The sequence below is a fragment of the Xanthomonas euroxanthea genome (genome assembly GCF_903989455.1).
Taxonomy (GTDB): domain Bacteria; phylum Pseudomonadota; class Gammaproteobacteria; order Xanthomonadales; family Xanthomonadaceae; genus Xanthomonas; species Xanthomonas euroxanthea.
This window is the reverse complement of sequence record NZ_LR861803.1, coordinates 3,105,465-3,128,521: the sequence shown is the minus strand read 5'-3', so window position 1 is coordinate 3,128,521 and position 23,057 is coordinate 3,105,465. Positions and strand designations below refer to the sequence as shown.

General features: G+C 64.8%; 22 protein-coding genes and 1 tRNA gene. 19 read left to right on the top strand and 4 right to left on the bottom strand.

Going from position 1 to position 23,057, the window contains the following annotated elements; genetic code table 11:
* The 14 genes from nuoI (at position 1) to pnp (ending at position 16,306) form a co-directional block, all read left to right on the top strand.
* Complete coding sequence (gene nuoI, locus H7A86_RS13070; protein WP_102584828.1) at positions 1–489, top strand: NADH-quinone oxidoreductase subunit NuoI; 489 nt, start codon at positions 1–3, stop codon at positions 487–489.
* Positions 490–493: 4 nt separating this feature from the next.
* A complete protein-coding gene (locus tag H7A86_RS13065; RefSeq protein ID WP_180708152.1) occupies positions 494–1,156 on the top strand; it encodes an NADH-quinone oxidoreductase subunit J in 663 nt (220 codons plus the stop codon).
* A complete protein-coding gene (gene nuoK, locus H7A86_RS13060; RefSeq protein WP_006450557.1) occupies positions 1,153–1,458 on the top strand; it encodes an NADH-quinone oxidoreductase subunit NuoK in 306 nt (101 codons plus the stop codon). The genes H7A86_RS13065 and nuoK overlap by 4 nt, the downstream gene beginning before the upstream one ends.
* 7 nt (positions 1,459–1,465) lie before the next feature.
* Entirely contained in the window at positions 1,466–3,640 is a 2,175-nt protein-coding gene (gene nuoL / locus H7A86_RS13055; protein ID WP_119131317.1) for an NADH-quinone oxidoreductase subunit L, read from the top strand.
* A 20-nt stretch (positions 3,641–3,660) separates the two neighbouring features.
* Positions 3,661–5,163 carry an NADH-quinone oxidoreductase subunit M gene (locus H7A86_RS13050; protein WP_104581967.1) on the top strand — a complete coding sequence of 501 codons (1,503 nt, stop codon included), beginning with the start codon at positions 3,661–3,663 and terminating at the stop codon, positions 5,161–5,163.
* Positions 5,164–5,199: 36 nt separating this feature from the next.
* Positions 5,200–6,660 (top strand): NADH-quinone oxidoreductase subunit NuoN, encoded by a 1,461-nt coding sequence (gene nuoN / locus H7A86_RS13045; RefSeq protein ID WP_119131318.1) that lies wholly within the window; start codon positions 5,200–5,202, stop codon positions 6,658–6,660.
* Positions 6,661–6,861: 201 nt separating this feature from the next.
* Positions 6,862–6,938, top strand: a tRNA-Met gene (locus tag H7A86_RS13040).
* Between the two features lie 210 nt (positions 6,939–7,148).
* Positions 7,149–7,739: a ribosome maturation factor RimP gene (rimP, locus tag H7A86_RS13035; RefSeq protein ID WP_119131319.1), complete on the top strand. Its 591-nt coding sequence runs from the start codon at positions 7,149–7,151 to the stop codon at positions 7,737–7,739.
* Positions 7,740–7,743: 4 nt separating this feature from the next.
* Positions 7,744–9,255, top strand: a complete 1,512-nt coding sequence (gene nusA, locus H7A86_RS13030) for a transcription termination factor NusA (RefSeq protein ID WP_016903006.1) — start codon at positions 7,744–7,746, stop codon at positions 9,253–9,255.
* A 95-nt stretch (positions 9,256–9,350) separates the two neighbouring features.
* Positions 9,351–12,059, top strand: coding sequence for a translation initiation factor IF-2 (infB, locus tag H7A86_RS13025; RefSeq protein WP_166763370.1), 2,709 nt, complete (start codon positions 9,351–9,353; stop codon positions 12,057–12,059).
* A 146-nt stretch (positions 12,060–12,205) separates the two neighbouring features.
* Positions 12,206–12,598 carry a 30S ribosome-binding factor RbfA gene (gene rbfA / locus H7A86_RS13020; protein WP_024937968.1) on the top strand — a complete coding sequence of 131 codons (393 nt, stop codon included), beginning with the start codon at positions 12,206–12,208 and terminating at the stop codon, positions 12,596–12,598.
* Positions 12,599–12,678: 80 nt separating this feature from the next.
* A complete protein-coding gene (gene truB, locus H7A86_RS13015) occupies positions 12,679–13,605 on the top strand; it encodes a tRNA pseudouridine(55) synthase TruB (protein ID WP_119131320.1) in 927 nt (308 codons plus the stop codon).
* Positions 13,606–13,761: 156 nt separating this feature from the next.
* Positions 13,762–14,022, top strand: coding sequence for a 30S ribosomal protein S15 (gene rpsO / locus H7A86_RS13010; RefSeq protein ID WP_003485583.1), 261 nt, complete (start codon positions 13,762–13,764; stop codon positions 14,020–14,022).
* Between the two features lie 169 nt (positions 14,023–14,191).
* Positions 14,192–16,306 (top strand): polyribonucleotide nucleotidyltransferase, encoded by a 2,115-nt coding sequence (pnp, locus tag H7A86_RS13005; protein WP_119131321.1) that lies wholly within the window; start codon positions 14,192–14,194, stop codon positions 16,304–16,306.
* A 225-nt stretch (positions 16,307–16,531) separates the two neighbouring features.
* On the opposite strand, the gene H7A86_RS13000 is transcribed toward pnp, so the two are convergent.
* From H7A86_RS13000 to H7A86_RS12990, 3 genes are all read right to left on the bottom strand, one after another.
* Positions 16,532–17,578, bottom strand: a complete 1,047-nt coding sequence (locus H7A86_RS13000) for a DUF2272 domain-containing protein (RefSeq protein WP_180707884.1) — start codon at positions 17,576–17,578, stop codon at positions 16,532–16,534.
* Between the two features lie 62 nt (positions 17,579–17,640).
* Positions 17,641–18,525: a carboxylating nicotinate-nucleotide diphosphorylase gene (nadC, locus tag H7A86_RS12995; RefSeq protein WP_119131322.1), complete on the bottom strand. Its 885-nt coding sequence runs from the start codon at positions 18,523–18,525 to the stop codon at positions 17,641–17,643.
* Complete coding sequence (locus H7A86_RS12990; protein WP_024937963.1) at positions 18,522–18,791, bottom strand: Trm112 family protein; 270 nt, start codon at positions 18,789–18,791, stop codon at positions 18,522–18,524. The genes nadC and H7A86_RS12990 overlap by 4 nt, the downstream gene beginning before the upstream one ends.
* Before the next feature lie 58 nt (positions 18,792–18,849).
* Here H7A86_RS12990 and purE point away from each other — a divergent pair, with 58 nt between their 5' ends.
* Together purE and H7A86_RS12980 are read left to right on the top strand one after the other, a co-directional pair.
* Entirely contained in the window at positions 18,850–19,353 is a 504-nt protein-coding gene (gene purE / locus H7A86_RS12985; protein WP_104581975.1) for a 5-(carboxyamino)imidazole ribonucleotide mutase, read from the top strand.
* Positions 19,350–20,507 (top strand): 5-(carboxyamino)imidazole ribonucleotide synthase, encoded by a 1,158-nt coding sequence (locus tag H7A86_RS12980; RefSeq protein ID WP_119131323.1) that lies wholly within the window; start codon positions 19,350–19,352, stop codon positions 20,505–20,507. Before purE ends, H7A86_RS12980 begins: the two co-directional genes overlap by 4 nt.
* Before the next feature lie 129 nt (positions 20,508–20,636).
* On the opposite strand, the gene H7A86_RS12975 is transcribed toward H7A86_RS12980, so the two are convergent.
* Complete coding sequence (locus tag H7A86_RS12975) at positions 20,637–21,215, bottom strand: superoxide dismutase (RefSeq protein WP_104648001.1); 579 nt, start codon at positions 21,213–21,215, stop codon at positions 20,637–20,639.
* A 121-nt stretch (positions 21,216–21,336) separates the two neighbouring features.
* Here H7A86_RS12975 and grxD point away from each other — a divergent pair, with 121 nt between their 5' ends.
* From grxD to H7A86_RS12960, 3 genes are read left to right on the top strand one after another with little or no spacing between them, the layout of a single operon-like run.
* Entirely contained in the window at positions 21,337–21,657 is a 321-nt protein-coding gene (gene grxD, locus H7A86_RS12970; protein ID WP_006450539.1) for a Grx4 family monothiol glutaredoxin, read from the top strand.
* Positions 21,654–22,397 carry an SDR family NAD(P)-dependent oxidoreductase gene (locus H7A86_RS12965; protein WP_119131324.1) on the top strand — a complete coding sequence of 248 codons (744 nt, stop codon included), beginning with the start codon at positions 21,654–21,656 and terminating at the stop codon, positions 22,395–22,397. Before grxD ends, H7A86_RS12965 begins: the two co-directional genes overlap by 4 nt.
* The gene (locus H7A86_RS12960) at positions 22,394–22,993 is read left to right on the top strand and encodes a YhgN family NAAT transporter (RefSeq protein ID WP_005996031.1); all 600 of its coding nucleotides are present in this window, start codon (positions 22,394–22,396) and stop codon (positions 22,991–22,993) included. Before H7A86_RS12965 ends, H7A86_RS12960 begins: the two co-directional genes overlap by 4 nt.
* The last annotated feature ends 64 nt before the right edge of the window (positions 22,994–23,057 follow it).

Genomic DNA, 23,057 nt, shown 5'->3' with positions numbered 1-23,057 from the left:
ATGAACAAGATCACCCATTACTTCAAGAGCCTGCTCCTGCTCGAACTGCTAGGCGGCTTGTGGCTGACGTTGAAATACACGTTCAAGCCCAAGTACACCGTGCTGTATCCGATGGAGAAGTTCCCGCAGTCGCCGCGCTTCCGTGGCCTGCACGCGCTGCGTCGCTATCCCAACGGCGAAGAGCGCTGCATCGCCTGCAAGCTGTGCGAAGCAGTGTGCCCGGCGCTGGCGATCACCATCGACTCGGCCAAGCGCGAGGACGGCTCGCGCCGCACCACGCGCTACGACATCGACCTGTTCAAGTGCATCTTCTGCGGCTTCTGCGAGGAAAGCTGCCCGGTGGACTCGATCGTCGAGACGCACATCCTCGAGTACCACTTCGAGAAGCGTGGCGAGAACATTGTCAACAAGCCGCAGCTGCTGGCCATCGGAGACCGGTTCGAAGCCGAGATCGCCGAGCGTCGCGCTGCCGATGCCGCCTTCCGTTGAGGTCATGATGGACTGGGTCACTATTGCTTTTTACGCCTTCTCCGCCGTCGCGGTCGTGTCCGCCGGTGCGGTGATCAGCGTGCGCAACCCGGTGTACGCCGTGTTGTGCCTGATCCTCACCTTCTTCTCGATGGCATGCATCTGGTTGCTGGTCGGCGCCGAATTCCTCGGCGTGACGCTGGTGCTGGTCTATGTCGGCGCGGTGATGGTGCTGTTCCTGTTCGTGGTGATGATGCTGGACATCGATACCAGCCGCTTGCGCGAAGGCTGGGTCAAGTACATGCCGGTCGGCGTCATCGTGGCGGTTGCCATGCTGGCGCAGATGGTCACCCTGATCGGCGTCAAGGCACGCAGTGCCGCGCCGTTCCCGGCCGACAATGCCGCTGCGCAGGCAGCCGATGTGTCGAACCTGACCTGGCTGGCCAAGACCCTCTACACCCAGTTCCTGCTGCCGTTCGAGTTCGCCGCGGTGATCCTGACCGTGGCCGTGGTGGCTGCCGTGATGCTGACCCTGCGCAAGCGCACCGGCATCAAGCACCAGAACGCTGGCGAGCAGTCGCGGGTGAAGGCGGGCGACCGTCTGCGCATGGTCAAAATGGCGGTGGAAAAGCCGGTACAGGTCGCGCCGACGCTCGATGCGACCGACGGACAGGAGGCGAAGTCTTGATTACCTTGGGCCACCTGCTTGGACTGGGCGCGGTGCTGTTCTGCATCTCGCTGGCCGGCATCTTCCTCAACCGCAAGAACGTCATCGTGTTGCTGATGTCGATCGAGCTGATGCTGCTGTCGGTCAACGTCAACTTCATTGCGTTTTCGCGCGAGCTTGGCGACCCCGCCGGTCAGTTGTTCGTGTTCTTCATCCTGACCGTTGCCGCCGCGGAGGCTGCGATCGGCCTTGCGATCCTGGTGACTCTGTTCCGCACGCGCCGCACGATCAATGTGGCCGAAGTCGATACGTTGAAGGGCTGACCTGTAGATGGAAATCACTCTCTCCAAGAGTCTGTTGATTGCGGTGGTGCTTGCACCGCTGGTCGGCAGCATCATCGCCGGCCTGTTCGGTCGCCAGGTAGGGCGCAAGGGCGCGCAGTACGTCACCATCCTGGGTGTGGCGGTCAGCTGCGTGCTGTCGTGCCTGACGCTGTATCAACTGGTGGAGCAGGGCGCCAGCCCGTTCAACCAGAACCTGTACACCTTCTTCGATGTCGGTAACTACTCCGCCCATGTGGGCTTCATGGTCGATCGCCTGACCGCGATGATGATGGTCGTGGTGACCTTCGTGTCGCTGCTGGTGCACATCTACACCATCGGCTACATGGAAGAAGACCCGGGTTACCAGCGCTTCTTTAGCTACATCTCGTTGTTCACCTTCTCCATGCTCACGCTGGTGATGAGCAACAACTTCCTGCAGCTGTTCTTCGGCTGGGAAGCGGTGGGCCTGGTGTCGTATCTGCTGATCGGCTTCTGGTTCAAGCGCCCGACCGCGGTGTTCGCCAACATGAAGGCGTTCCTGGTCAATCGCGTCGGCGACTTCGGCTTCATTCTCGGCATCGCCGGTGTGCTGCTGTGGTTCGGCTCGCTGGACTACTCCACCGTGTTCGCCAACGCGACCACCATGGCCGGTGCCAAGGTGCAGCTGTTCGCGGGCCACGAGTGGAGCGTGATGACGCTGATCTGCATCTGCCTGTTCATCGGCGCGATGGGCAAGTCGGCGCAGGTGCCGCTGCACGTGTGGCTGCCCGACTCGATGGAAGGCCCGACGCCGATTTCGGCCCTGATCCATGCCGCCACGATGGTCACCGCCGGCATCTTCATGGTCGCGCGCATGTCGCCGCTGTTCGAGCTGTCGGAAACCGCGTTGAACTTCATCCTGTTCATCGGTGCGACCACGGCCTTCTTCACCGGCCTGATCGGCATCGTGCAGAACGACATCAAGCGCGTGGTTGCGTACTCCACACTGTCGCAGCTGGGCTACATGACCGTGGCGCTGGGTGTGTCGGCCTATTCGGCGGCCGTGTTCCACCTGATGACGCATGCCTTCTTCAAGGCGCTGCTGTTCCTGGCGGCCGGCTCGGTCATCATCGGCATGCACCACGAGCAGGACATGCGCAAGATGGGCGGCCTGCGCAAGTACATGAAGGTGACTTACTGGACCAGCGTGATCGGTACCCTGGCGCTGGTCGGTACACCGTTCTTCTCCGGCTTCTATTCCAAGGACACCATCATCGAGGCGGCAGCCCACCACGCCCACGAGTCGCATAGCTGGATCGCGACCTATGGTTACTGGGCCGTTCTCGGCGGCGTGCTGGTGACCAGCTTCTACAGCTTCCGCCTGCTGTTCCTGACCTTCCACGGCAAGGAGCGCTTCCGCGATGCCCATGCGCACGACGCCCATGCACACCACGACAGCGCGCATACCGATGCCGAGGCGCAGGTCCACGCACACGACAGCCATGCGCACGACGCCCATGCACACGACACGCATGGCCACGACGATCACGGCCACGGCCACCACGGTGCCCATGAGCCGCACGAATCCAAGTGGGTGGTGACGCTGCCGTTGATCCTGCTGGCGATCCCGTCGGTGGCGATCGGCTTCTTCACCATCGGACCTATGCTGTTCGGCACCGACTGGCAGGGCCACCACGCCGCACATGCGATGAAGGGGCAGGCAGTGTCGTTCTTCACCGGCATCGTCGACTTCTACGATCCGGCGCGCGACACCGTTGGCGCGCTGGCCGAAGAGTTCCATGGCCCGGTCGCCTTCGCGTTGCACGGCATGATGGCGGCACCATTCTTCCTGACGGTCGCCGGCCTGTTGCTGGCTGCGCTGTTCTACCTGTGGAAGCCGGAACTGGCGACCAAGTCGCGCAAGGCGTTCGCGCCGGTCGTGTGGCTGCTGGAAAACAAGTACGGCTTCGACAAGCTCTGGATCAATGGCTTCGCCGGTGGTGGCGTGGCTCTTGGCAAGGCGTCACGTGCCATCGATACCCATGTGGTCGACGGTGTCGTCGTCAATGGTTCTGCCCGACTGATCGACCTGGCTGCAAATCTGCTGCGTCGCACGCAATCCGGTTTCCTCTATCACTACGCCTTCGCAATGATCATCGGTTTGATCGCCTTGTTGGCGGTACTGATGCATTTCTGGCGTTGACCTGTACGGAATAAGAAAACGTGTCGAACTGGCCTTTACTGTCTATCTTGATCTGGCTGCCGATTATCGGTGGCGCCTTGATCCTCGCGTTGCGCAACGCCGAGACTGCCCGCTGGGCGTCCCTGGCGGTGGCGGTGGCGACCTTTGTGCTGAGTCTGCCGCTGCTGGGCTACGACACGGCCAATGACGCCATGCAGTTCATCGAACTGCATGCCTGGATCCCGGCCTACAACATCGGCTACAACCTGGGCGTGGACGGCATCGCGGTCGCGTTGATCGTGCTGACCACGCTGGTGACGGTGCTGGCCCTGATCGGTGCCTGGCGCTCGATCGACAAGCGCGTCAATCAGTACGTCGCTGCCTTCCTGATCCTGGAAGGCGTCACGGTCGGCATCTTCGCCGCCACCGACGCGATGCTGTTCTATGTCTTCTTCGAAGCCATGCTGATCCCGATGTTCCTGATCATCGGCGTCTGGGGCGGCCCGCGGCGTATCTACGCGGCGATGAAGTTCTTCCTGTACACCTTCCTCGGCTCGGTGCTGATGCTGGTGGGCCTGGTCTACCTGTACCTGAAGGGCGGCAGCTTCCAGCTGGCCGATCTGTACGCGCTGCAGCTGACCGCCAAGGAACAGACCTGGATCTTCTTCGCCTTCCTGATCGCGTTCGCGGTCAAGGTGCCGATGTTCCCGGTGCACACCTGGCTGCCGGATGCGCACGTGGAGGCGCCCACCGCCGGCTCGGTGATCCTGGCCGCGATCGCGTTGAAGATCGGTGGCTACGGCTTCCTGCGCTTCAACCTGCCGATCGTGCCGGATGCGAGCCATGAGTTCGCATGGCTGGTCATTACGCTGTCGCTGATCGCGGTCGTCTACGTCGGCCTGGTGGCCCTGGTACAGGACGACATGAAGAAGCTGGTGGCGTATTCGTCCATCGCGCACATGGGCTTTGTCACCCTCGGCACCTTCATCGCGTTCACCCTGGTGCGCGAGTACGGCAGCACCGACGCCGCCCGTCTGGGCCTGCAGGGCGCGATGGTGCAGATGATTTCGCACGGTTTCGTGTCCGGCGCGATGTTCTCCTGCATCGGCGTGCTGTACGACCGCATGCATACCCGCCGCATCGCCGATTACGGCGGCGTGGTCAATGTGATGCCCTGGTTCGCCACGTTCTCCATGCTGTTCTTCATGGCCAATGCCGGCCTGCCGGGTACCAGTGGCTTCGTCGGCGAGTTCATGGTGATCCTGGCCAGCTTCCAGAAGCATCCGCTGGTGGCCTTCGCTGCCGCCACCACGCTGGTGATCACTGCCGCCTACACGCTGTGGCTCTACAAGCGCGTGTTCTTTGGCGAGGTGGCCAACGCCCACGTGGCCGAGCTGAAGGACATCAATGGCCGTGAGGCATTCGTGCTGGGGGTGTTCGCCGTTGGCGTGCTAGCCCTGGGCCTGTATCCGAAGCCGTTGACCGATCTGATGGAACCATCGATCGCCAAGCTGGCTACCCAGATTGCCGCGACCAAGCTGTAACAGCTTGCCGTACGTTTTGATTTCCAGGATTTGATGATGACCACGCCAACGCTCGCGCCGTTGACCACCGCTGACCTGGCTCCGCTTGTTCCGGAGCTGGTGCTGATCGGCGGCGCCTTTGCACTGCTGATGCTCGACCTGTTCGTGAGCCAGCGGAACAAGGTCTTGACCCACCTGTTCTCCGTTGCCGTGCTTGCCGTGGTGTTCGCGCTGTTGGCGACCGGCACGGGCGGGCAGGGCGAGATCTTCCACGGCATGTTCGTGCGCGACACCGCGGCCGACGTAATGAAGACGGTGATCGTGCTGGTCAGTGGTCTGAGCCTAGTGTACGGCTGGACATACCTGCGCGAGCGCAATCTCTATCAGGGCGAGATCCCGGTGCTGGTGTTGTTCGCCACCGCCGGCATGATGCTGCTGACCTCGGCGGGCAGCCTGCTGATGGTGTACCTGGGCCTGGAGCTGCTCGCGCTGTGCTCGTATGCGCTGGTCGCCTCCAATCGCGACAACGGCCTGGCCACCGAAGCGGCGATGAAGTATTTCGTGCTCGGCTCGCTGGCCTCGGGCCTGCTGCTGTACGGCATGTCGCTGGTCTACGGCGCCACCGGCACGCTCAGCCTGAGCGGCATCCACGACGCGATCGAAGGTTCCAGCGAGCGCACCCTGCTGCTGACCGGCACCATCTTCATGATCGCCGGTGTGGCATTCAAGCTGGGCGCCGCGCCGTTCCACATGTGGTTGCCCGACGTGTACCAGGGCGCGCCCGCACCGATCGCCTTGTTCATCAGCTCCGCGCCCAAGCTCGCCGCCTTCGGCATGGCCTACCGTCTGCTCGAGGTCGGCATGGGCCCGCTGTCGCCGCAGTGGCATCTGTTGATCGGCGGCCTGTCGGCGGTGTCGCTGGTGATCGGCAACCTGATGGCAATTGCGCAGAGCAACCTCAAGCGCATGCTGGCGTACTCGACCGTCTCGCACATCGGCTTCCTGCTGATGGGCGTGGCCGGTGGCGGCGAGGAAGGCTATGCCGCGGCAATGTTCTACGCGGTGAGCTACACCATCATGTCCACCGCCGCGTTCGGCGCGATCATCGCGTTGTCGCGCAATGGCTTCGAAGCCGAGAACATCGACGACTTCAAGGGACTCAACGCGCGCAATCCGTGGATGGCCGGCCTGGTGCTGTGCATCATGGCTTCGCTTGCGGGTATCCCGCCGTTCCTGGGTTTCTGGACCAAGCTGGCGGTGCTGGGCGCTGCGGTCAACGGCGACATGCTGTGGCTGGCCCTGGTCGGCGTGCTCTGTGCAGTGATCGGCGCCTTCTATTATCTGCGTGTCATCAAGGTCATGTACTTCGACGAGCCGGTGGGCGAGCCGTTGCCTGCCAACAACGATCGTGTGCTGGGTACCGTGCTCGGGGTCAACGCGCTCGCGTTGCTCGCACTTGGCCTGGCCTGGAGCCCGATCATGGTGTGGTGCCAGCGTGCGTTTGCGGGCCTTGCCTAAGTCACGCATGCCTGCATGACGTCGCGGCGCGTGCCTCACACGCGCCGTCGCTGGATGACTGCAATAAAGTCGTGATTGTTGTTTCGTTTTTGTTGCAATGCGGTTATCATTTGCCGCGACGTTGAAGACCCCAGGGTTTTCAATCGATGAAAAACTAGGGCTTGCAATTGCCGCTCAAGTTCTTCATAATTCCGCTTCTGCTGCGGGGTGGAGCAGTCTGGCAGCTCGTCGGGCTCATAACCCGAAGGTCGCAGGTTCAAATCCTGCCCCCGCTACCAAGTTTTGAAGTACTGCGTTAATGCAATGCCTTAGGGCAGTACTTCAGCTTCTTGGATCGCAAAGACGCATGTTCCCGTCTTTGCGCCGACCCTGAGAGGTCGGGCTTTTTCCACGCAAGGGGCCCATCGGGCCCCTTGTTTTTTCCGGAACCGGAAAGTTTGCTGCCGGTTGCCGGGGTTCTACTGGCAATCATCTGATCAGGGCAGTCTGTGAGCGAAAAAGCGACCGAAATCGCGAATCTGCTGAGTCCAACGGTTGAGTCCCTGGGCTTGGAACTGCTGGGTGTGGAATATCTTCCCGCTCCAGGTGGCGCCACGTTGCGCCTGTACATCGATGTGCCGCTGGCCGAACAGCCCGAGCGTGTGATCAACGTCGATGACTGCGAGCGCGTGAGCCGTGAAGTGTCGGCCCAGCTCGACGTCGAAGATCCCATCACCGGCAACTACACGCTTGAGGTGTCTTCGCCGGGTGTGGACCGTCCGTTGTTCACGCTGGAGCAGTTCGGCCGTCACGCCGGCGAGTCCGCCAAGATCGTGTTGAAGCTGGCGCAGGATGGTCGGCGCCGCTTCCAGGGCCAGATCGTGCGGATCGAGTCCGAAGCAGAGGCGGTGGTGTTCGCCATCGACGGCAAGGACGTGCAGATCGTCTTCGACAACATCGACAAGGCGCGCATTGTGCCGGATTGGGTCGCTCTGGGCCTGGCCCCGCAAAAACCGAACAAGCCCGGCCCGAAGAAACCCGGGCACGAGAAGAAGAAACCATCCAACGAGTCGGCGGCTGGCAAGCCGCGCGCGGAGTGACGAAATGAGCAAGGAACTTTTGCTGGTAGTGGATGCGGTGGCCAACGAAAAGGGCGTGCCGCGCGAAGTGATCTTCGATGCGATCGAGGCCGCGTTGGCTTCCGCAGCGAAGAAGCGCTATCCCGACCAGGACGTGCTGACGCGCGTGACCATCGACCACAAGGACGGTAACTACGAAACCTATCGCCGCTGGGAAGTGGTTGCCGACGATGTGGTGATGGAATCCCCGGATCGCCAGGTGCGCCTGATGGATGCCGTCGACGAGGCTGATGGCGTCGATGTGGGCGACTACATCGAAGAACAGATCGAAAACCCGGACTTCGGCCGCATTGCCGCGCAGGCTGCCAAGCAGGTGATCGTGCAGCGTGTGCGCGAAGCCGAGCGTCAGCAGGTGGTCGATGCCTGGAAGGACCGCGTCGGCGAGTTGATCACCGGTGTGGTCAAGCGCGCCGAGCGCGGCAATATCTTTGTTGATCTGGGCGGCAATGCCGAAGCCTTCATTCCCAAGGACAAGGGCATTCCGCGCGACGTGCTGCGCCCGGGCGACCGCGTACGCGGCTATCTGGCCGAAGTGCGTTCCGAGCCGCGCGGCCCGCAGCTGTTCATCAGCCGCGCCGCGCCGGAATTCATGATCGAGCTGTTCAAGCTCGAAGTGCCGGAAGTGGGCCAGGGCCTGGTCGAGATCAAGGCCTGCGCCCGCGATCCGGGCGATCGCGCCAAGATCGCAGTGATCGCGCACGACACCCGCACCGATCCGATCGGCGCGTGCATCGGTATGCGTGGTTCACGCGTGCAGGCAGTGTCCAACGAGCTCAATGGCGAGCGCGTGGACATCGTGTTGTGGAACGAGAACCCGGCCAACTTCGTCATCAATGCGATGGCGCCGGCAGAAGTGCAGTCGATCATCGTCGATGAAGACAAGCACTCGATGGATCTGGCCGTGGCGGAAGACCGCCTGGCCCAGGCGATCGGCAAGGGCGGCCAGAACGTGCGTCTGGCCAGCCGCCTGACCGGTTGGCAGCTCAACGTGATGACCGCCGACCAGGTGGCCGCCAAGTCCGAAGCCGAACAGACCTCCGCGCGCCAGTTGTTCATGGATCGCCTGGAAGTGGACGAGGAAATCGCAGCGATCCTGGTGACCGAGGGCTTCAATACGGTCGAGGAAATCGCCTACGTGCCGGTCGGCGAGTTGCTGGCGGTGGAAGGCTTCGACGAAGACATCGTCGAAGAGTTGCGCGCCCGTGCCCGCGATGCGTTGCTCAACGCCGCGCTGGCAGAAGAAGAAGGCCTGGAAGGAACTCAGCCCACCGAGGACCTGCTGGCGCTGGAGGGGATGGACGAGGAAACGGCCTTTGCTCTGGCCGAGCACGGCGTGCGCACCAGCGAGGACTTGTCCGACCTGGCAGCGGACGAGATCGTCGACTTCGGCATCGAGGGCTTGACCCAGGAGCGCGCCGCGGCGCTGATCCTGGCGGCCCGCGCCGAGGAGATCGCCCGTTTGGAGCGCGGCGAATGAGCCGGCAATGAACCGCGCCCTGACCCCATCAGGGCTTAGAATCAGCGTTTCCCTTGCTCTGGGCGAGGGGGCGCCAACCAGATCATAGGATCCGAATGTCGCAGCAAACCACCATCCGCAAGCTTGCCGAACTGGTCAATACGCCGGTCGATAAACTGCTGGTTCAACTGGCCGAGGCCGGAATGAAGTTCAGCGGTCCCGACCAGGTCGTGACCAGCACCGAGAAGATGAAACTGCTTGGCTTCCTGCGCCGCACGCATGGCAAGGCCGACACGCCCGCCGAAGCGGCGAGCGAAGCAGCCAAGAAGATCACGCTCAACCGGCGCAAGCTGCAGGAAGTCACGGTCAGCGCCGGCCGCACCAAGACCACGGTCAACGTGGAAGTGCGGCAGAAGCGCACCTACGTGAAGTCCGAAAACGAAGGCGGCGGTCGCCCTGCGCCGATGACGCCGGACGAGGAGCGCGCCGACATCCTGGCCAAGCTCGCCGCTTCGCGTCAGCGCAATCTCGACGAGCAGCAGGCGCTGGCCGAAAGCGATCGTCTGCGCGATGAAGCGATTCAGCGCAAGCGTGAAGAAGAGCAGGCCGCCAAGGACCGTGCAGAAGCCGAGCGCAAGGCTGCCGAGGAAGCCGCTGCGGCTGCCAGTGCGCCGGCCCCGGTTGCTGCTGCGCCGACGCCGTCCGCGCCTGCCGCGCGTGCACCGTCTTCGCCGTCGTCGGCACCGCGTCCGGCCCGTCCGGCTGGCGCGTCGCCGGCATCGCGCCCGGCCACGCCGGCGCGCCCGGACGATCGCTCCAATGCGGCCAAGCACAAGACGCGCGGTTCGCACGTCATGGTGGCCGGTGTCGAAGACGACGATGCGACCAAGCGTTTCGCCGGGCAGTTGCATCTGTCTGCGGCTGATCGTGCGCGTCGTTCCAATGTGCGCGGCAAGCCGACCGGTCGTCCCGGTTCGTCGTCCTCGCGCCGTGGCAACGACAACGGCCGCGGCGGCAACCAGGGCAACAGCGGTCCGCACGGGTTCGAGCGTCCGACCGCACCGGTGGTGCGCGAAGTGGCGATCGGCGACACCATCACCGTGGCCGACCTGGCGCAAAAGCTCGCGCTCAAGGGCGGCGACGTGGTCAAGGCGCTGTTCAAGATGGGCGTCATGGCGACCATCACCCAGAGCATCGACCATGACACCGCCGCACTGGTGACCGAAGAGCTCGGCCACAAGGCCGTGCGTGCCGACAATGCCGACTTCGAGGATGCGCTGCTGGCGCATGCCGAGGATGCGCAGGGCGAGACCACCTCGCGTCCGCCGGTGGTGACCATCATGGGTCACGTCGATCACGGCAAGACCTCGTTGCTGGATTACATCCGTCGCACCAAGATCGCCTCGGGCGAAGCCGGCGGCATCACTCAGCACATCGGTGCGTACCACGTCGAAACCGGCCGTGGCGTCATCAGCTTCCTGGATACGCCCGGCCATGCCGCGTTTACCTCGATGCGTGCCCGTGGCGCCAAGATCACCGACATCGTGGTGCTGGTGGTCGCGGCCGATGACGGCGTGATGCCGCAGACCAAGGAAGCGGTGGCGCATGCCAAGGCGGCGGGCGTTCCGTTGATCGTGGCGGTCAACAAGATCGACAAGGCCGGCGCGGATCCGCTGCGGGTCAAGAATGAATTGCTGGCCGAAAACGTGGTGGCCGAAGAGTTCGGCGGCGATACCCAGTTCATCGAGGTGTCGGCCAAGCTCGGTACCGGTGTGGACACGTTGCTGGACGCGATCTCGCTGCAGGCCGAAGTGCTGGAGCTCAAGGCGGTGGCCGAAGGCCGCGCCAGCGGTACCGTCATCGAGTCCTCGCTGGACAAGGGCCGTGGCCCGGTCGCAACGGTGCTGGTGCAGCAGGGCGCGCTGAAGCGTGGCGATTACCTGGTGTGCGGTATCCAGTACGGCCGCGTGCGTGCACTGTTCGACGAGACCGGCCACCAGCCGGCCTCGGCCGGCCCATCGATTCCGGTGCAGGTGCTCGGCCTGTCCGGCGTGCCGGAAGCCGGTGATGACTTCGTGGTCGTCGACGACGAGCGTCTGGCCAAGGACGTGGCGCAGCAGCGCGAAACCAAGCGCCGCGAGTCGCGCCTGGTCGCCTCGGCCAGCAACCGCATGGAAGACATCCTGGCCCAGATGGGCAAGGGTGAAGGCCAGCAGGTGCTGAACCTGGTGATCAAGGCTGACGTGCAGGGTTCGGTGGAAGCGCTCAAGCAGTCGCTGGTGGCATTGTCCAACGACGACATCCGCATCAACGTGATCCACTCCGGCGTGGGCGGCATCACCGAATCGGATGCGAATTCGGCGGCGGCTTCCAAGGCCACGATCATCGGCTTCAACGTGCGTGCCGATGCCTCGGCGCGCAAGATCGTTGAGTCCAACGGCATCGATCTGCGTTACTTCTCGATCATCTATGACGTGATCGACCAGGTGAAGCAGGTGGCGTCCGGTCTGCTCGGCGTGGAAATCCGCGAAGAGATCATCGGTATCGCGCAGGTTCGCGACGTGTTCCGCAGCTCCAAGTTCGGTGCGGTTGCAGGCTGCATGATCATCGAAGGCGTGGTGAAGCGCAGCAAGCCGATCCGCGTGCTCCGCGACAGCGTCGTGGTGTTCGAGGGCGAGCTGGAATCGTTGCGCCGCTTCAAGGAAAACGTCGAGGAAGTGCGCAACGGTACCGAATGCGGTATCGGCGTGAAGGCCTACAACGACGTCAAGGCCGGCGATCAGATCGAGTGCTTCGAGCGTATCGAAGTCGCCCGCACGCTGTAACGGTTGCCGGGGCCTGCGGGCCCCGGACTCCGTCGAGCGGAGTCGTTCTGTAACGCAAGTTCTGCAAGGCGAGGGCGGCATGGCCGCCCGCGTCCGTTTTTGGCTTCGGTGCCAACTGGCCCTCCGAATCAACCAGGTCCACGACCATGCCAACCAAATCATTCCATCGCACCGACCGCGTTTCGGCGCAGGTGCGCCGCGACCTCGGCACGATCGTGCACGCGGCCGTGCGCGACCACGGCCTGCCGTCGGTCAGCGTGTCCGACGTCGAAATCAGCCGCGACCTGGCGCATGCCAAGGTGTTCGTCACCGCGCTGCAGCAGGAGCGCTCGGCCGAAGCGGTCAAGGGGCTCAAGGAAATCGCCGGTCAGCTGCGCACGCAGCTGGCACGCGCGATGAAGCTGCGGCATGTGCCCGAGCTGCATTTCCATTACGACGATTCGGTCGACCGCGGCGAGCGTATCGACAACCTGCTGCGTGACCTGGACGATGTCGGCCCCGAGGCCGCGTCCAGCGACGAGGATGCCGAGCAGCGCTGAGCGCCGCCGGCCGGCCGCCTGTTGACCAGCGGCCCTGATTTCAACGGGCGCGCACGGTGCCCGATTCGAGCACTGATCTCTTGAAACCCCGCATCGTCTATCGCCCGTTGCACGGCATCCTGTTGCTCGACAAGCCGGCTGGAGTTAGCTCCAACACGGCATTGCAGTCCGCGCGTCGCTTGCTGCGGGCCGAAAAGGGCGGCCACACGGGCAGCCTGGACCCGCTGGCCACCGGCCTGCTGCCGCTGTGTCTGGGCGAGGCGACCAAGATTGCCGGCCTGCTGCTCGGTTCTGCCAAGGCCTACGATGCCGAGGTCGTGCTGGGTGTCACCACCGATACCGACGATGCCGATGGTCAGGTCCTGCGCGAGCGTGCAGTGCCCGCACTGGACGAAGACGCGCTGCGTGCAGCGCTGACGCCCTTCATCGGCCGCATCCGCCAACAGGCGCCGATCTATTCCGCGCTCAAGCAGGGCGGCGAGCCGCTGTACGCCAAGGCGCGCCGTGGCGAGGCGATCGAGGCGCCGGTGCGCGAGGTCGAGGTGCAGGCGATCGACGTGATCGGATACGCCGCGCCGCGGCTGCAACTGCGCGTGACCTGCGGCTCGGGCACCTATATCCGCAGCCTGGCGCGCGATCTGGGCGAAGTGCTCGGCTGCGGTGCGCATATCGCCTCGCTGCGCCGGCTCTGGGTCGAGCCGTTTCGCACGCCGCAGATGATCACGCTGGAAGCGCTGTCGGCTGCCCTGGAAGCGGGCACCGACGCACAGGACCTGCTGCTGCCGATCGAGGCCGGACTGGCCGATTTTGCGCGGATCGTGCTCGATGCCGCGCACGCGGCACGTTTTCGCATGGGCCAGCGTCTGCGCGATGCGGCATTTCCGACCGGCCAGGTGGCTGTGTTCGGACCCGACGGAACCCCCTCCGGGCTAGGCCTGGTGGACGCGGAGGGGCGCTTGTCGCCGCAGCGATTGTTCAATGGACTGAACGAAGTGGCGTCTTGTTAAGGTTTAGTCAACTTGTTCCCGGGGCCGCACGACGTTACAATTTTGCGGCCCCGATCGGGGCACCTCAGCGCCAAGCGCGCTCATCCCAAGCAAACGGCGAGTCCGGCGGTGCGTCATGCACGTTCCTGTCGACCACGCATCTATCGAGTAAACATCATGTCCGTCGACACCCAGAAAGTTATTGAAGACAACAAGCGCAGCGCCCAGGACACCGGTTCGCCGGAAGTGCAGGTCGCCCTGCTGACCGCGCGCATCGAGCTGCTGACCGGCCACTTCAAGACCCACAAGAAGGATCACCACAGCCGTCGTGGCCTGCTGCAGATGGTCAACCGCCGCCGCAGCCTGCTCGACTACCTGAAGAAGAAGGACAACGAGCGTTACAAGTCCTTGATCGAGAAGCTCGGCCTGCGCCGCTAATCGAGTCCTACCGCCGCGGCGCAGCGATGCGCCGCGGCTTTGTTTTGGTCATTCGCATTACGTTATCTGCAGCATGCAGTTCATGGGCCGGAGCCTCCCGGCCGCCCGTTCTCGGCATGGGTCGACGACGGTCCAACGAAGACAGCAACACCTAAGGGAAAAAACCTCCGTGGCAAAAATCACCAAAACCTTCCAGTACGGCAAGCACACCGTCACCCTGGAGACGGGCGAAATCGCTCGCCAGGCAGGCGGCGCCGTCATCGTCAAGTTCGACGACACCGTACTGCTGGTCACCGCCGTCGCCGCCAAGAGTGCGCGCGAAGGGCAGGACTTCTTTCCTCTGACGGTCGATTATCAGGAGAAGTTCTACGCCGGCGGCCGCATCCCGGGCGGCTTCTTCAAGCGCGAAGGACGTGCGACCGAGAAGGAAACGTTGATCTCGCGCCTGATCGATCGCCCGATCCGTCCGCTGTTCCCGGAGGACTACAAGAACGAAGTGCAGATCATCGCCACCGTGATGTCGATGAACCCGGACATCGACGGCGATATCGCCGCGCTGATCGGCGCATCGGCCGCGCTGTCGCTGGCCGGCACCCCGTTCAACGGCCCGATCGCTGCGGCGAAGGTCGGCTACAAGAATGGCGAATACATCCTCAACCCGACCGTGACCGAGCTGAAGGATTCGCAGCTGGAGCTGGTCGTGGCCGGTACCGCCAACGCGGTGCTGATGGTCGAGTCCGAAGCCGAGCTGCTGTCCGAAGAAGTGATGCTGGGCGCGGTGACGTTCGGCCATCGCGAGATGCAGAAGGTCATCAACATCATCAACGAGCTGACCGTCGAAGCCGGCACCAAGCCGTCCGACTGGGTGGCTCCGGCCAAGAATGACGGCATGATCGCCGCGCTGAAGGAATCGGTGGGCGATCAGCTCGCGTCGGCATTCCAGGTGCGCGACAAGCTGCAGCGCCGTGATGCGATTTCGGCGATCAAGAAGGACGTGCTGGGTGCGCTGGCACCGCGCGCCACCGTCGAAGGCTGGGCTGCCGGTGATCTGTCCAAGGAATTCGGCGAGCTGGAATACCAGACCATGCGTGGCTCGGTGCTGAGCACCAAGGTGCGCATCGACGGCCGTGCACTGGATACCGTGCGTCCGATCAGCGCCAAGGCGGGCGTGCTGCCGCGTACCCATGGCTCGGCGCTGTTCACCCGCGGCGAGACCCAGGCGATCGTGATCACCACGCTCGGCACCGCACGCGACGGTCAGGTCATCGACGCCGTCTCGGGCGAGTACAAGGAAAACTTCCTGTTTCATTACAACTTCCCTCCGTACTCGGTGGGCGAGTGCGGTCGTTTCGGTGCGCCGAAGCGTCGCGAGATCGGCCACGGCCGTCTGGCCAAGCGCGGCGTGCTGGCCGTGATGCCGAGCCTGGAAGAATTCCCGTACACCATCCGCGTGGTCTCGGAAATCACCGAGTCCAACGGTTCGTCCTCGATGGCCTCGGTCTGCGGCAGCTCGCTGGCGCTGATGGATGCCGGCGTGCCGATCAAGGCGCCGGTCGCGGGTATCGCGATGGGTCTGGTCAAGGAAGGCAACGACTTCGTCGTGCTGTCGGACATCCTGGGTGACGAAGATCACCTCGGCGACATGGACTTCAAGGTGGCCGGTACTGCCGAAGGCGTGTCTGCGCTGCAGATGGACATCAAGATCGAAGGCATCACCGAAGAGATCATGAAGCAGGCATTGCAGCAGGCCAAGGCCGGCCGTCTGCACATCCTCGGCGAGATGGCGCATGCCCTGACCACCCCGCGTCAGGAGCTGAGCGATTACGCCCCGCGCCTGCTGACCATCAAGATCCACCCGGACAAGATCCGCGAAGTGATCGGCAAGGGTGGCTCGACCATCCAGGCCATCACCAAGGAAACCGGTACGCAGATCGACATCCAGGACGACGGCACGATCATCATCGCGTCGGTCAATGCCATCGCTGCGCAGGCTGCGAAGTCGCGCATCGAGCAGATCACCTCGGACGTGGAGCCGGGCCGCATCTACGAAGGCAAGGTCGCCAAGATCATGGACTTCGGTGCGTTCGTCACCATCCTGCCGGGCAAGGACGGCCTGGTGCACGTCTCGCAGATTTCCAGCGAGCGCGTGGAGAAGGTCGGCGACAAGCTGAAGGAAGGCGATCTGGTCCGCGTCAAGGTGCTGGAAGTGGACAAGCAGGGCCGTATCCGTCTGTCGATCAAGGCAGTGGAAGAAGGCGAAGGCCTGCCGGCATCGGCCGAGTAATCGCCACGGTTTGACGCGTTACGAAAAGCGGGCTTCGGCCCGCTTTTTTATTGGGTGTTTAGGGCAATCGCCGGTGCCTTGATCCTTCTCCTGCGGGAGAAGGTGCCCCGCAGGGGCGGATGAGGGTGCAGGCGAAGCCTGGTGTGGGCGAGCCTTGGCCAGGGCTTCGCTTCCGTACCCTCACCCCAACCCCTCTCCCGACGGGAGAGGGGCCTCGAGCCTTGCTTACCCGGGCTGCTGGGTCGGCGCGGGCTGTGTTTCCGGACGCGGTGGCACGACGCGTGGAAAACCCGGCGGCATCGTTGCGGGCAAGGTGGTTGGCGAAGGCAGTGGCTCGACCGGCGGAGGCGCGGTCATCACCGCATCCGGGCGCAGCTTCAACAGGGCCGCCCAGTCGCGTCGATTGAAATCGCAGAGTTCTTCGTGTGCCGGCGTGCACTCGCTGGCGATGCCCAGGCCGTCCTCGCTCTGGTCCTGGCTGCCGTCGGACTGCGGTGCCGGCAATACCACGCGGCCGGCGCGGTCCAGCGGCATCTTGCGCATCATCACCGTGTTGAACACATTGCCGCCGATCAGATACAGAGTGCGATCGCCACCGACGTTGGCGGCGATCACCACGTCGCAATGCGATTGCCACGGCATCGGCGCGCTGCCGCCAAGCCCGGCCCTGAGGCCGGCGTAGCCCAGCGCGACACTGCGCCCGCGCAACAGGCACAGCAGATCGCCGGGAGCGGGCTTCTCCACCGCCGGGTCGGTGAACTGGTAGGGCCCGCTGGCGCCATCGTTGTAGGCGCTGCGGATGTAATCCAGATGGCGTGCAGAGCGATGGAAGCCGCTCAGGCCGGCCTGTGTCATCACCCAGGAGATGAAGGCAGCCGACCACGGGTTGTCGACCAGGAACGCACGGCAATCGCTGGCGGTGTAGCGCGTGCCATCCAGTGCCGCGCAGCTCGACGCGCCCGGGCGCCCGCCCATCGATGCGAGCGTGCCGCTGTCGCGCCAGTAGCCTGCCACGCGTTGCCACGCGACCACGCCATGGTCGGCGAGATAGCCTGATTCGGCTTCGGTCACGCCCAGGCTGGCCAGACGCCCCTTGGCATCGATAAACGGGCGTTGCCACAAGCGATGCTCGTTGCAGGCATTGCGCACGATGGCGATTGCAGCAGGGCTGGTGCCGAAGCGTGGTGGCACGTCGCAGACTTCCGCGGCGGCCGCGGTGCCGCCCCATGCGGCCAACACCAGACAGAGCCACGGCCAAGGTTTTACAGTCATCGCAGATCCTGCACAGAACAATCGCAGCAGGCTGACAGAGCCGGCTGCGGGCACGCGTGAAATCAGTGCGGCGGCGGGCCGAGCTTGAGCGACAGATCGACGGCGTGCACGTGCTTGGTGAGCCCGCCGATGGAGATGCAATCCACGCCATCGGCCGCAATGGCGGCAATGCCGGCCAGATCCACGCTGCCGGAGACTTCCAGCGGAATGCGTTGGTCGCGCGGCAGGGCGGCAACGATGCGCACTGCCTCGCGCCGCAGTGCCGGGTCGAAATCGTCGATCAGGATGCGCGTACACCCGACCTGCAAGGCCTCGCGCAGCTGCTCCAGGGTTTCCACCTCCACCACCAGCGGCAACTGCGGTTGCTGCGCACGTGCGGCATGCACGGCGGCGCTCAACGAGCCGGCGGCGCGGATATGGTTTTCCTTGAGCATCACCGTGTCGAACAGCCCGATGCGGTGATTGTCGCCGCCACCGCAACGCACGGCGTATTTCTGCGCGGCGCGCAGGCCCGGCAGCGTCTTGCGCGTATCCAGGATGCGCGTGCCGGTGCCGGCCACGGCGGCGACGTATGCAGCGGCGGTGGTGGCGGTAGCCGACAGCGTCTGCAGGAAGTTGAGCGAGGTGCGCTCGGCACTGACCAGGCTGCGGCTGCGGCCATGCAGCAGCGCCAGCACCGTGCCGGCGGCAACGTGCTGGCCCTCGTGCACCTGCCAGTCGATACGCACCTGCGGATCGAGCGCGCGGTGCGTGGCGTCGAACCAGGGCCGCCCGGCGATCACGGCATCCTGCTTGCACAGCAGGTACGCGCTATCGGCATGATCGGGCAACAACGCCGCAGTCACATCGCCGCTGCCGATGTCCTCGGCCAGCGCGCGCGCCACATCGGCATCCACCAGCGCGGCCGGCGGCGCCTCCGGCACGGCCGTGCTTACGGAAGACGTCACTTTTCGGGGAAATCGGCGATCTGCGCTGTGCCGATCGCTTCTTCGGCCAGCAGGACCGGAATGCCATCATCGACGCGGAAGATCTGCTTGCGGTCGCGCGTGATCAGCGCCTCGCGCAGCGGCTGTGTCTGCGCCGTGCCGTCGGCACGCTGCAGGGTTCCGCCGGCGATGGCGGTATTGAGTGCCTCCAGGCCCTTGCCGTCGAGCAGCGAGAGCGGCTGGCGGGTGTCGGGCGAGCACAGCAGGTCGAGCAGTTTGCGATCCATCGAAGTCTTGTCTTGCGTGGAAGATGGCTAGAATACGTCTTTACCGCAGGGCAGGGCCATGACCTCCAACCACTCCGCGCCGCTGGTCGGCATCGTGATGGGTTCCCGTTCCGATTGGGAAACCATGCAACACGCAGCTCAGAAGCTCGATGCGCTGGGCGTGCCTTACGAAGTCAAGGTGGTCTCGGCGCACCGCACACCGGACGTGTTGTTCAGCTATGCAGAGCAGGCGGGCGACCGTGGTCTGCGCGCGATCATCGCCGGCGCCGGTGGCGCAGCGCACCTGCCCGGCATGCTGGCGGCCAAGACGGCGGTGCCGGTGCTCGGTGTGCCGGTGCAGTCCAAGGCGCTCAACGGCATGGATTCGCTGCTGTCGATCGTGCAGATGCCGGCCGGGATTCCGGTGGCGACGTTTGCGATCGGCAACGCCGGCGCGGCGAATGCGGCCTTGTTCGCCGCTGCGATGCTGGCGCCGGAGCAGGCGCAGATCGGTCAGGCACTGGCGCAGTTCCGCGCCAGGCAGACCGACGATGTCATGGCCAGCGACGACCCACGCCAATGACCACGGTCGGTATTCTGGGCGGCGGCCAGTTGGCCCGCATGCTGGTGTTGGCCGGCGCGCCGCTGGGCTTGCGGTTTGCGGTGTTCGACCCGGCCGCCGATGGCTGCGCAGGGCAGGTGGCGCCGCTGCAGGCGGGCGCTTTCGACGATGCCGCCGCGCTTGCCGCATTCGCCGCACACGTGGATGTGATCACCTTCGATTTCGAAAACGTGCCGGCTGCCAGCGCGCAGCAATTGGCCGCGCAGGTGCCGGTGTTTCCCAGTGCTGCCGCGTTGGCGGTGGCGCAGGACCGGCTCAGCGAAAAGACCCTGTTCGGCGAGCTCGGCATTCCGGTGCCCGCGTTCGCCGCCATCGACGACCGTGCGGGACTGGATGCCGCGTTGGCCCGTATCGGCACGCCGTGCGTGCTCAAGACGCGCCGCTTCGGTTACGACGGCAAGGGCCAGTTCCGCATCAAGACGCCGGCCGATGCCGATGCCGCGTGGGACGCGCTCGGCGCGCAGGCGGCCAAGGTCGGCCTGATCGTGGAAGCCTTCGTACCGTTCGAGCGCGAGGTCAGCGTGGTGGCCGTGCGTGGGCGCGATGGCGAGTTCCGTGCCTGGCCGCTGACTGAAAACTGGCATGTGGACGGTGTGCTCTCGGCCAGTCTTGCGCCGGCGCGTGTGGATGCCGGCTTGCAGGCGGTGGCAGAGGCGCATGCGCGTGCGATCGCCGAGCGTCTGGACTACGTGGGCGTGTTCGCGCTCGAGCTGTTCGTGCGCGATGGCCAACTGCTCGCCAACGAGATGGCGCCGCGCGTGCACAACTCCGGGCACTGGACCATCGAAGGCGCCGAGACCTCGCAGTTCGAAAATCACGTGCGTGCGGTGCTCGGTTTGCCGCTCGGCAGCACCGCGATGCGTGGACATGCCTGCATGCTCAACTGGTTGGGCGCGATGCCGGATGCTGCCGCATTCCTGGCGGTGCCCGGTGGGCACTGGCACGACTACGGCAAGCAATCGCGCGAGGGCCGCAAGGTCGGCCACGCCACGCTGCGCGCCGAGACGCCGCAGGCGCTTGCGCAGGCAGTGGGCGACGCAGGCGCCGTGCTGCGGCGTGAGGCACAGGTCGGTCCGGTGCTTGCGCGCTTGAGCGAAGGGTCACTCGCAGAATGAGCGTTGGCGCCGCCACGACCCGGCGCACGCGCAGGGTCGCAGCGGAGCTGGACCGCAGTGCGCGATGCCGCCGGGTGCGCCGTCGCAACCAGTCAATTGGAGGTTGACCTGTTGCAACGGCGCAAGCGGCTAGCCCAGCCGGCTGGCCACGAAGTCCCAGTTGATCAGCTTCCAGAATGCGTCCAGGTATTGCGCGCGGTCCTGCCGGTAGTCCAGGTAGTACGCATGCTCCCAGAGGTCGCAGGCGAGCAACGGCGTGTCCGGGCCGGTGAGCGGCGTTGAGGCATTCGGCGTGGCGACGATCGCCAAGGTGCCGTCCGGCCGCTGCACCAGCCACACCCAGCCCGAGCCGAAGCTGCCCAGGGCGACGCGGTTGAATTCCTGCCTGAAGTGCACGAAGTCGCCGAATGATTTGGCAATGCGGTCGGCCAGCCGGCCCAGCGGCTCGCCGCCGCCACGTGGGCGCAGGCACTGCCAGTAGAACGTGTGGTTCCACACCTGCGCAGCCAGATGGAACAGCGTGCCCTGCGCCTGCGCGATGATGTCTTCCAGCGTCAGCTCGGCGAACTCGCTGCCTTCGATGCGTGCATTGAGCCGATCGACCTCGCTGCGGTAACAGACGCCGTGGTGCGCCTCCAGGGTGGCGGCGGAAAGATGCGGCTCCAGAGCGGCGCGGGAGTAGGGCAGTGCAAGGTGTTCGATCGGCATGATGGCAAGGGCAGCGAAGGGAGTACGGCGACAGGTCGCGCCGAGGGCTTACAATGCGCGCCTTTGCGGAAGTCTATCCGACCCGGCGGTCGGGCCTGCCGCTCCCAGTCAGGAGAGTCCAATGCCGGTGATGGAACGGATCCAGGCCGAAGTCGAACAACACCCGATCGTGCTGTTCATGAAAGGCACCCCGCAATTTCCGATGTGCGGTTTTTCCAGCCGCGCCGTGCAGGCCCTGGTCGCTGCCGGCGCCGATCAGTTGCGCACGGTCAACGTGCTCGAAGAGCCCGAGGTACGCGCCAATCTGCCGCGCTATTCCAACTGGCCGACCTTCCCGCAATTGTTCATCCACGGCGAGTTGATCGGCGGTTGCGACATCACCCTGGAACTGTTTGAGGCCGGCGAGCTCAAGCGCATTGTCAGCGAGGCCTACCAGCCGTGAGCCTGGCGCAGGCCCAGCCCGATGTGCCGGCGCTTGCCGGGCGCGTGGTGCTGATCACCGGCGCAGCGGGCGGTCTTGGCGCGGCCGCTGCGCAGGCATGCGCAGTGGCCGGTGCGACCGTGGTGCTGCTGGGCCGCAAGCTGCGCCCGCTGGAGCGCGTCTATGACGCCGTTGCCAAGCTCGGTCCGGAGCCGTTGCTGTATCCGCTGGATCTGGCCGGCGCTACGCCGGACGACTACGCCGCGCTGGCGCAACGGCTGCAATCCGAGCTTGGTGGCCTGCATGGCCTGCTGCACTGCGCTGCCGACTTCGCCGGCCTGACCCCGGCCGAACTTGCGGCACCTGCCGACTTCGCACGCAACCTGCATATCAACTTTACTGCGCGCGCCTGGTTGACCCAGGCCTGCCTGCCGCTGTTGCGGCAGCAAGCCGATGCGGCGGTGGTCTTCGTCGTCGACGACCCTGCACGCGTTGGCCAGGCCTATTGGGGCGCCTATGGCGCTGCCCAGCATGCGCAGCGTGGCCTGCTCGCCAGCCTGCATCACGAAACCGCCGCCGGCCCGGTCCGCATCAGCGGACTGCAGCCCGGCCCGATGCGCACCGCCTTGCGCGCGCGCGCCTTTACCCATCAGGAAGACAGCGACGCGGTGGACCCCGCGCGCTATGCGTCCGCCTGCGTCACCTTGTTGTCCATGGCAGGTGCTTCGCACCGCGGTGCGATCTGGAGCCCTTCCGCATGACCATTCTTTCGGCGGCGCTGCTGCTGTTCCTGATCCTCGACCCGCTGGGCAACATCCCGGTGTTTCTCAGCGTGCTCAAGCCGCTGCCACCGAAGCGGCAGCGCTTCGTGCTCGCGCGCGAGTTGCTGATCGCCCTGTGCGTGCTGATGGCGTTTCTGTGGGGCGGCAAGTACGCGCTGGAGCTGATGCACCTGCGCCAGGAGTCGGTGGCGATCGCCGGCGGCATCGTGCTGTTCCTGATCGGCATCCGCATGATCTTCCCGCGTCCGGAAGGCCTGATGGGCGAGATCCCCGATGGCGAGCCCTTCATCGTGCCGCTGGCGATCCCGCTGGTGGCCGGCCCGTCCGGGATGGCGGCGGTGATGCTGATGGGCAGCAACGAACCCACCCGGCTCTGGGATTGGAGCCTGGCCTTGATGATCGCCTGGATCGGTGCCTCCACCATCCTGGCCTCGGCCCCGCTGTTGTACAAACTGCTCGGTCATCGCGCACTGACCGCGATCGAGCGCCTGATGGGCATGTTGCTGGTGGCCATTTCGGTGCAAATGTTCCTGGATGGCCTGGGGACGTATTTCAAGCTGCCGGTGTCGATCTGAGCCGGTCGGTGATAGGCGGGCAGGGGAGTGGAGCGATCTGTGACACTGCCTAGCGAGAATCTGA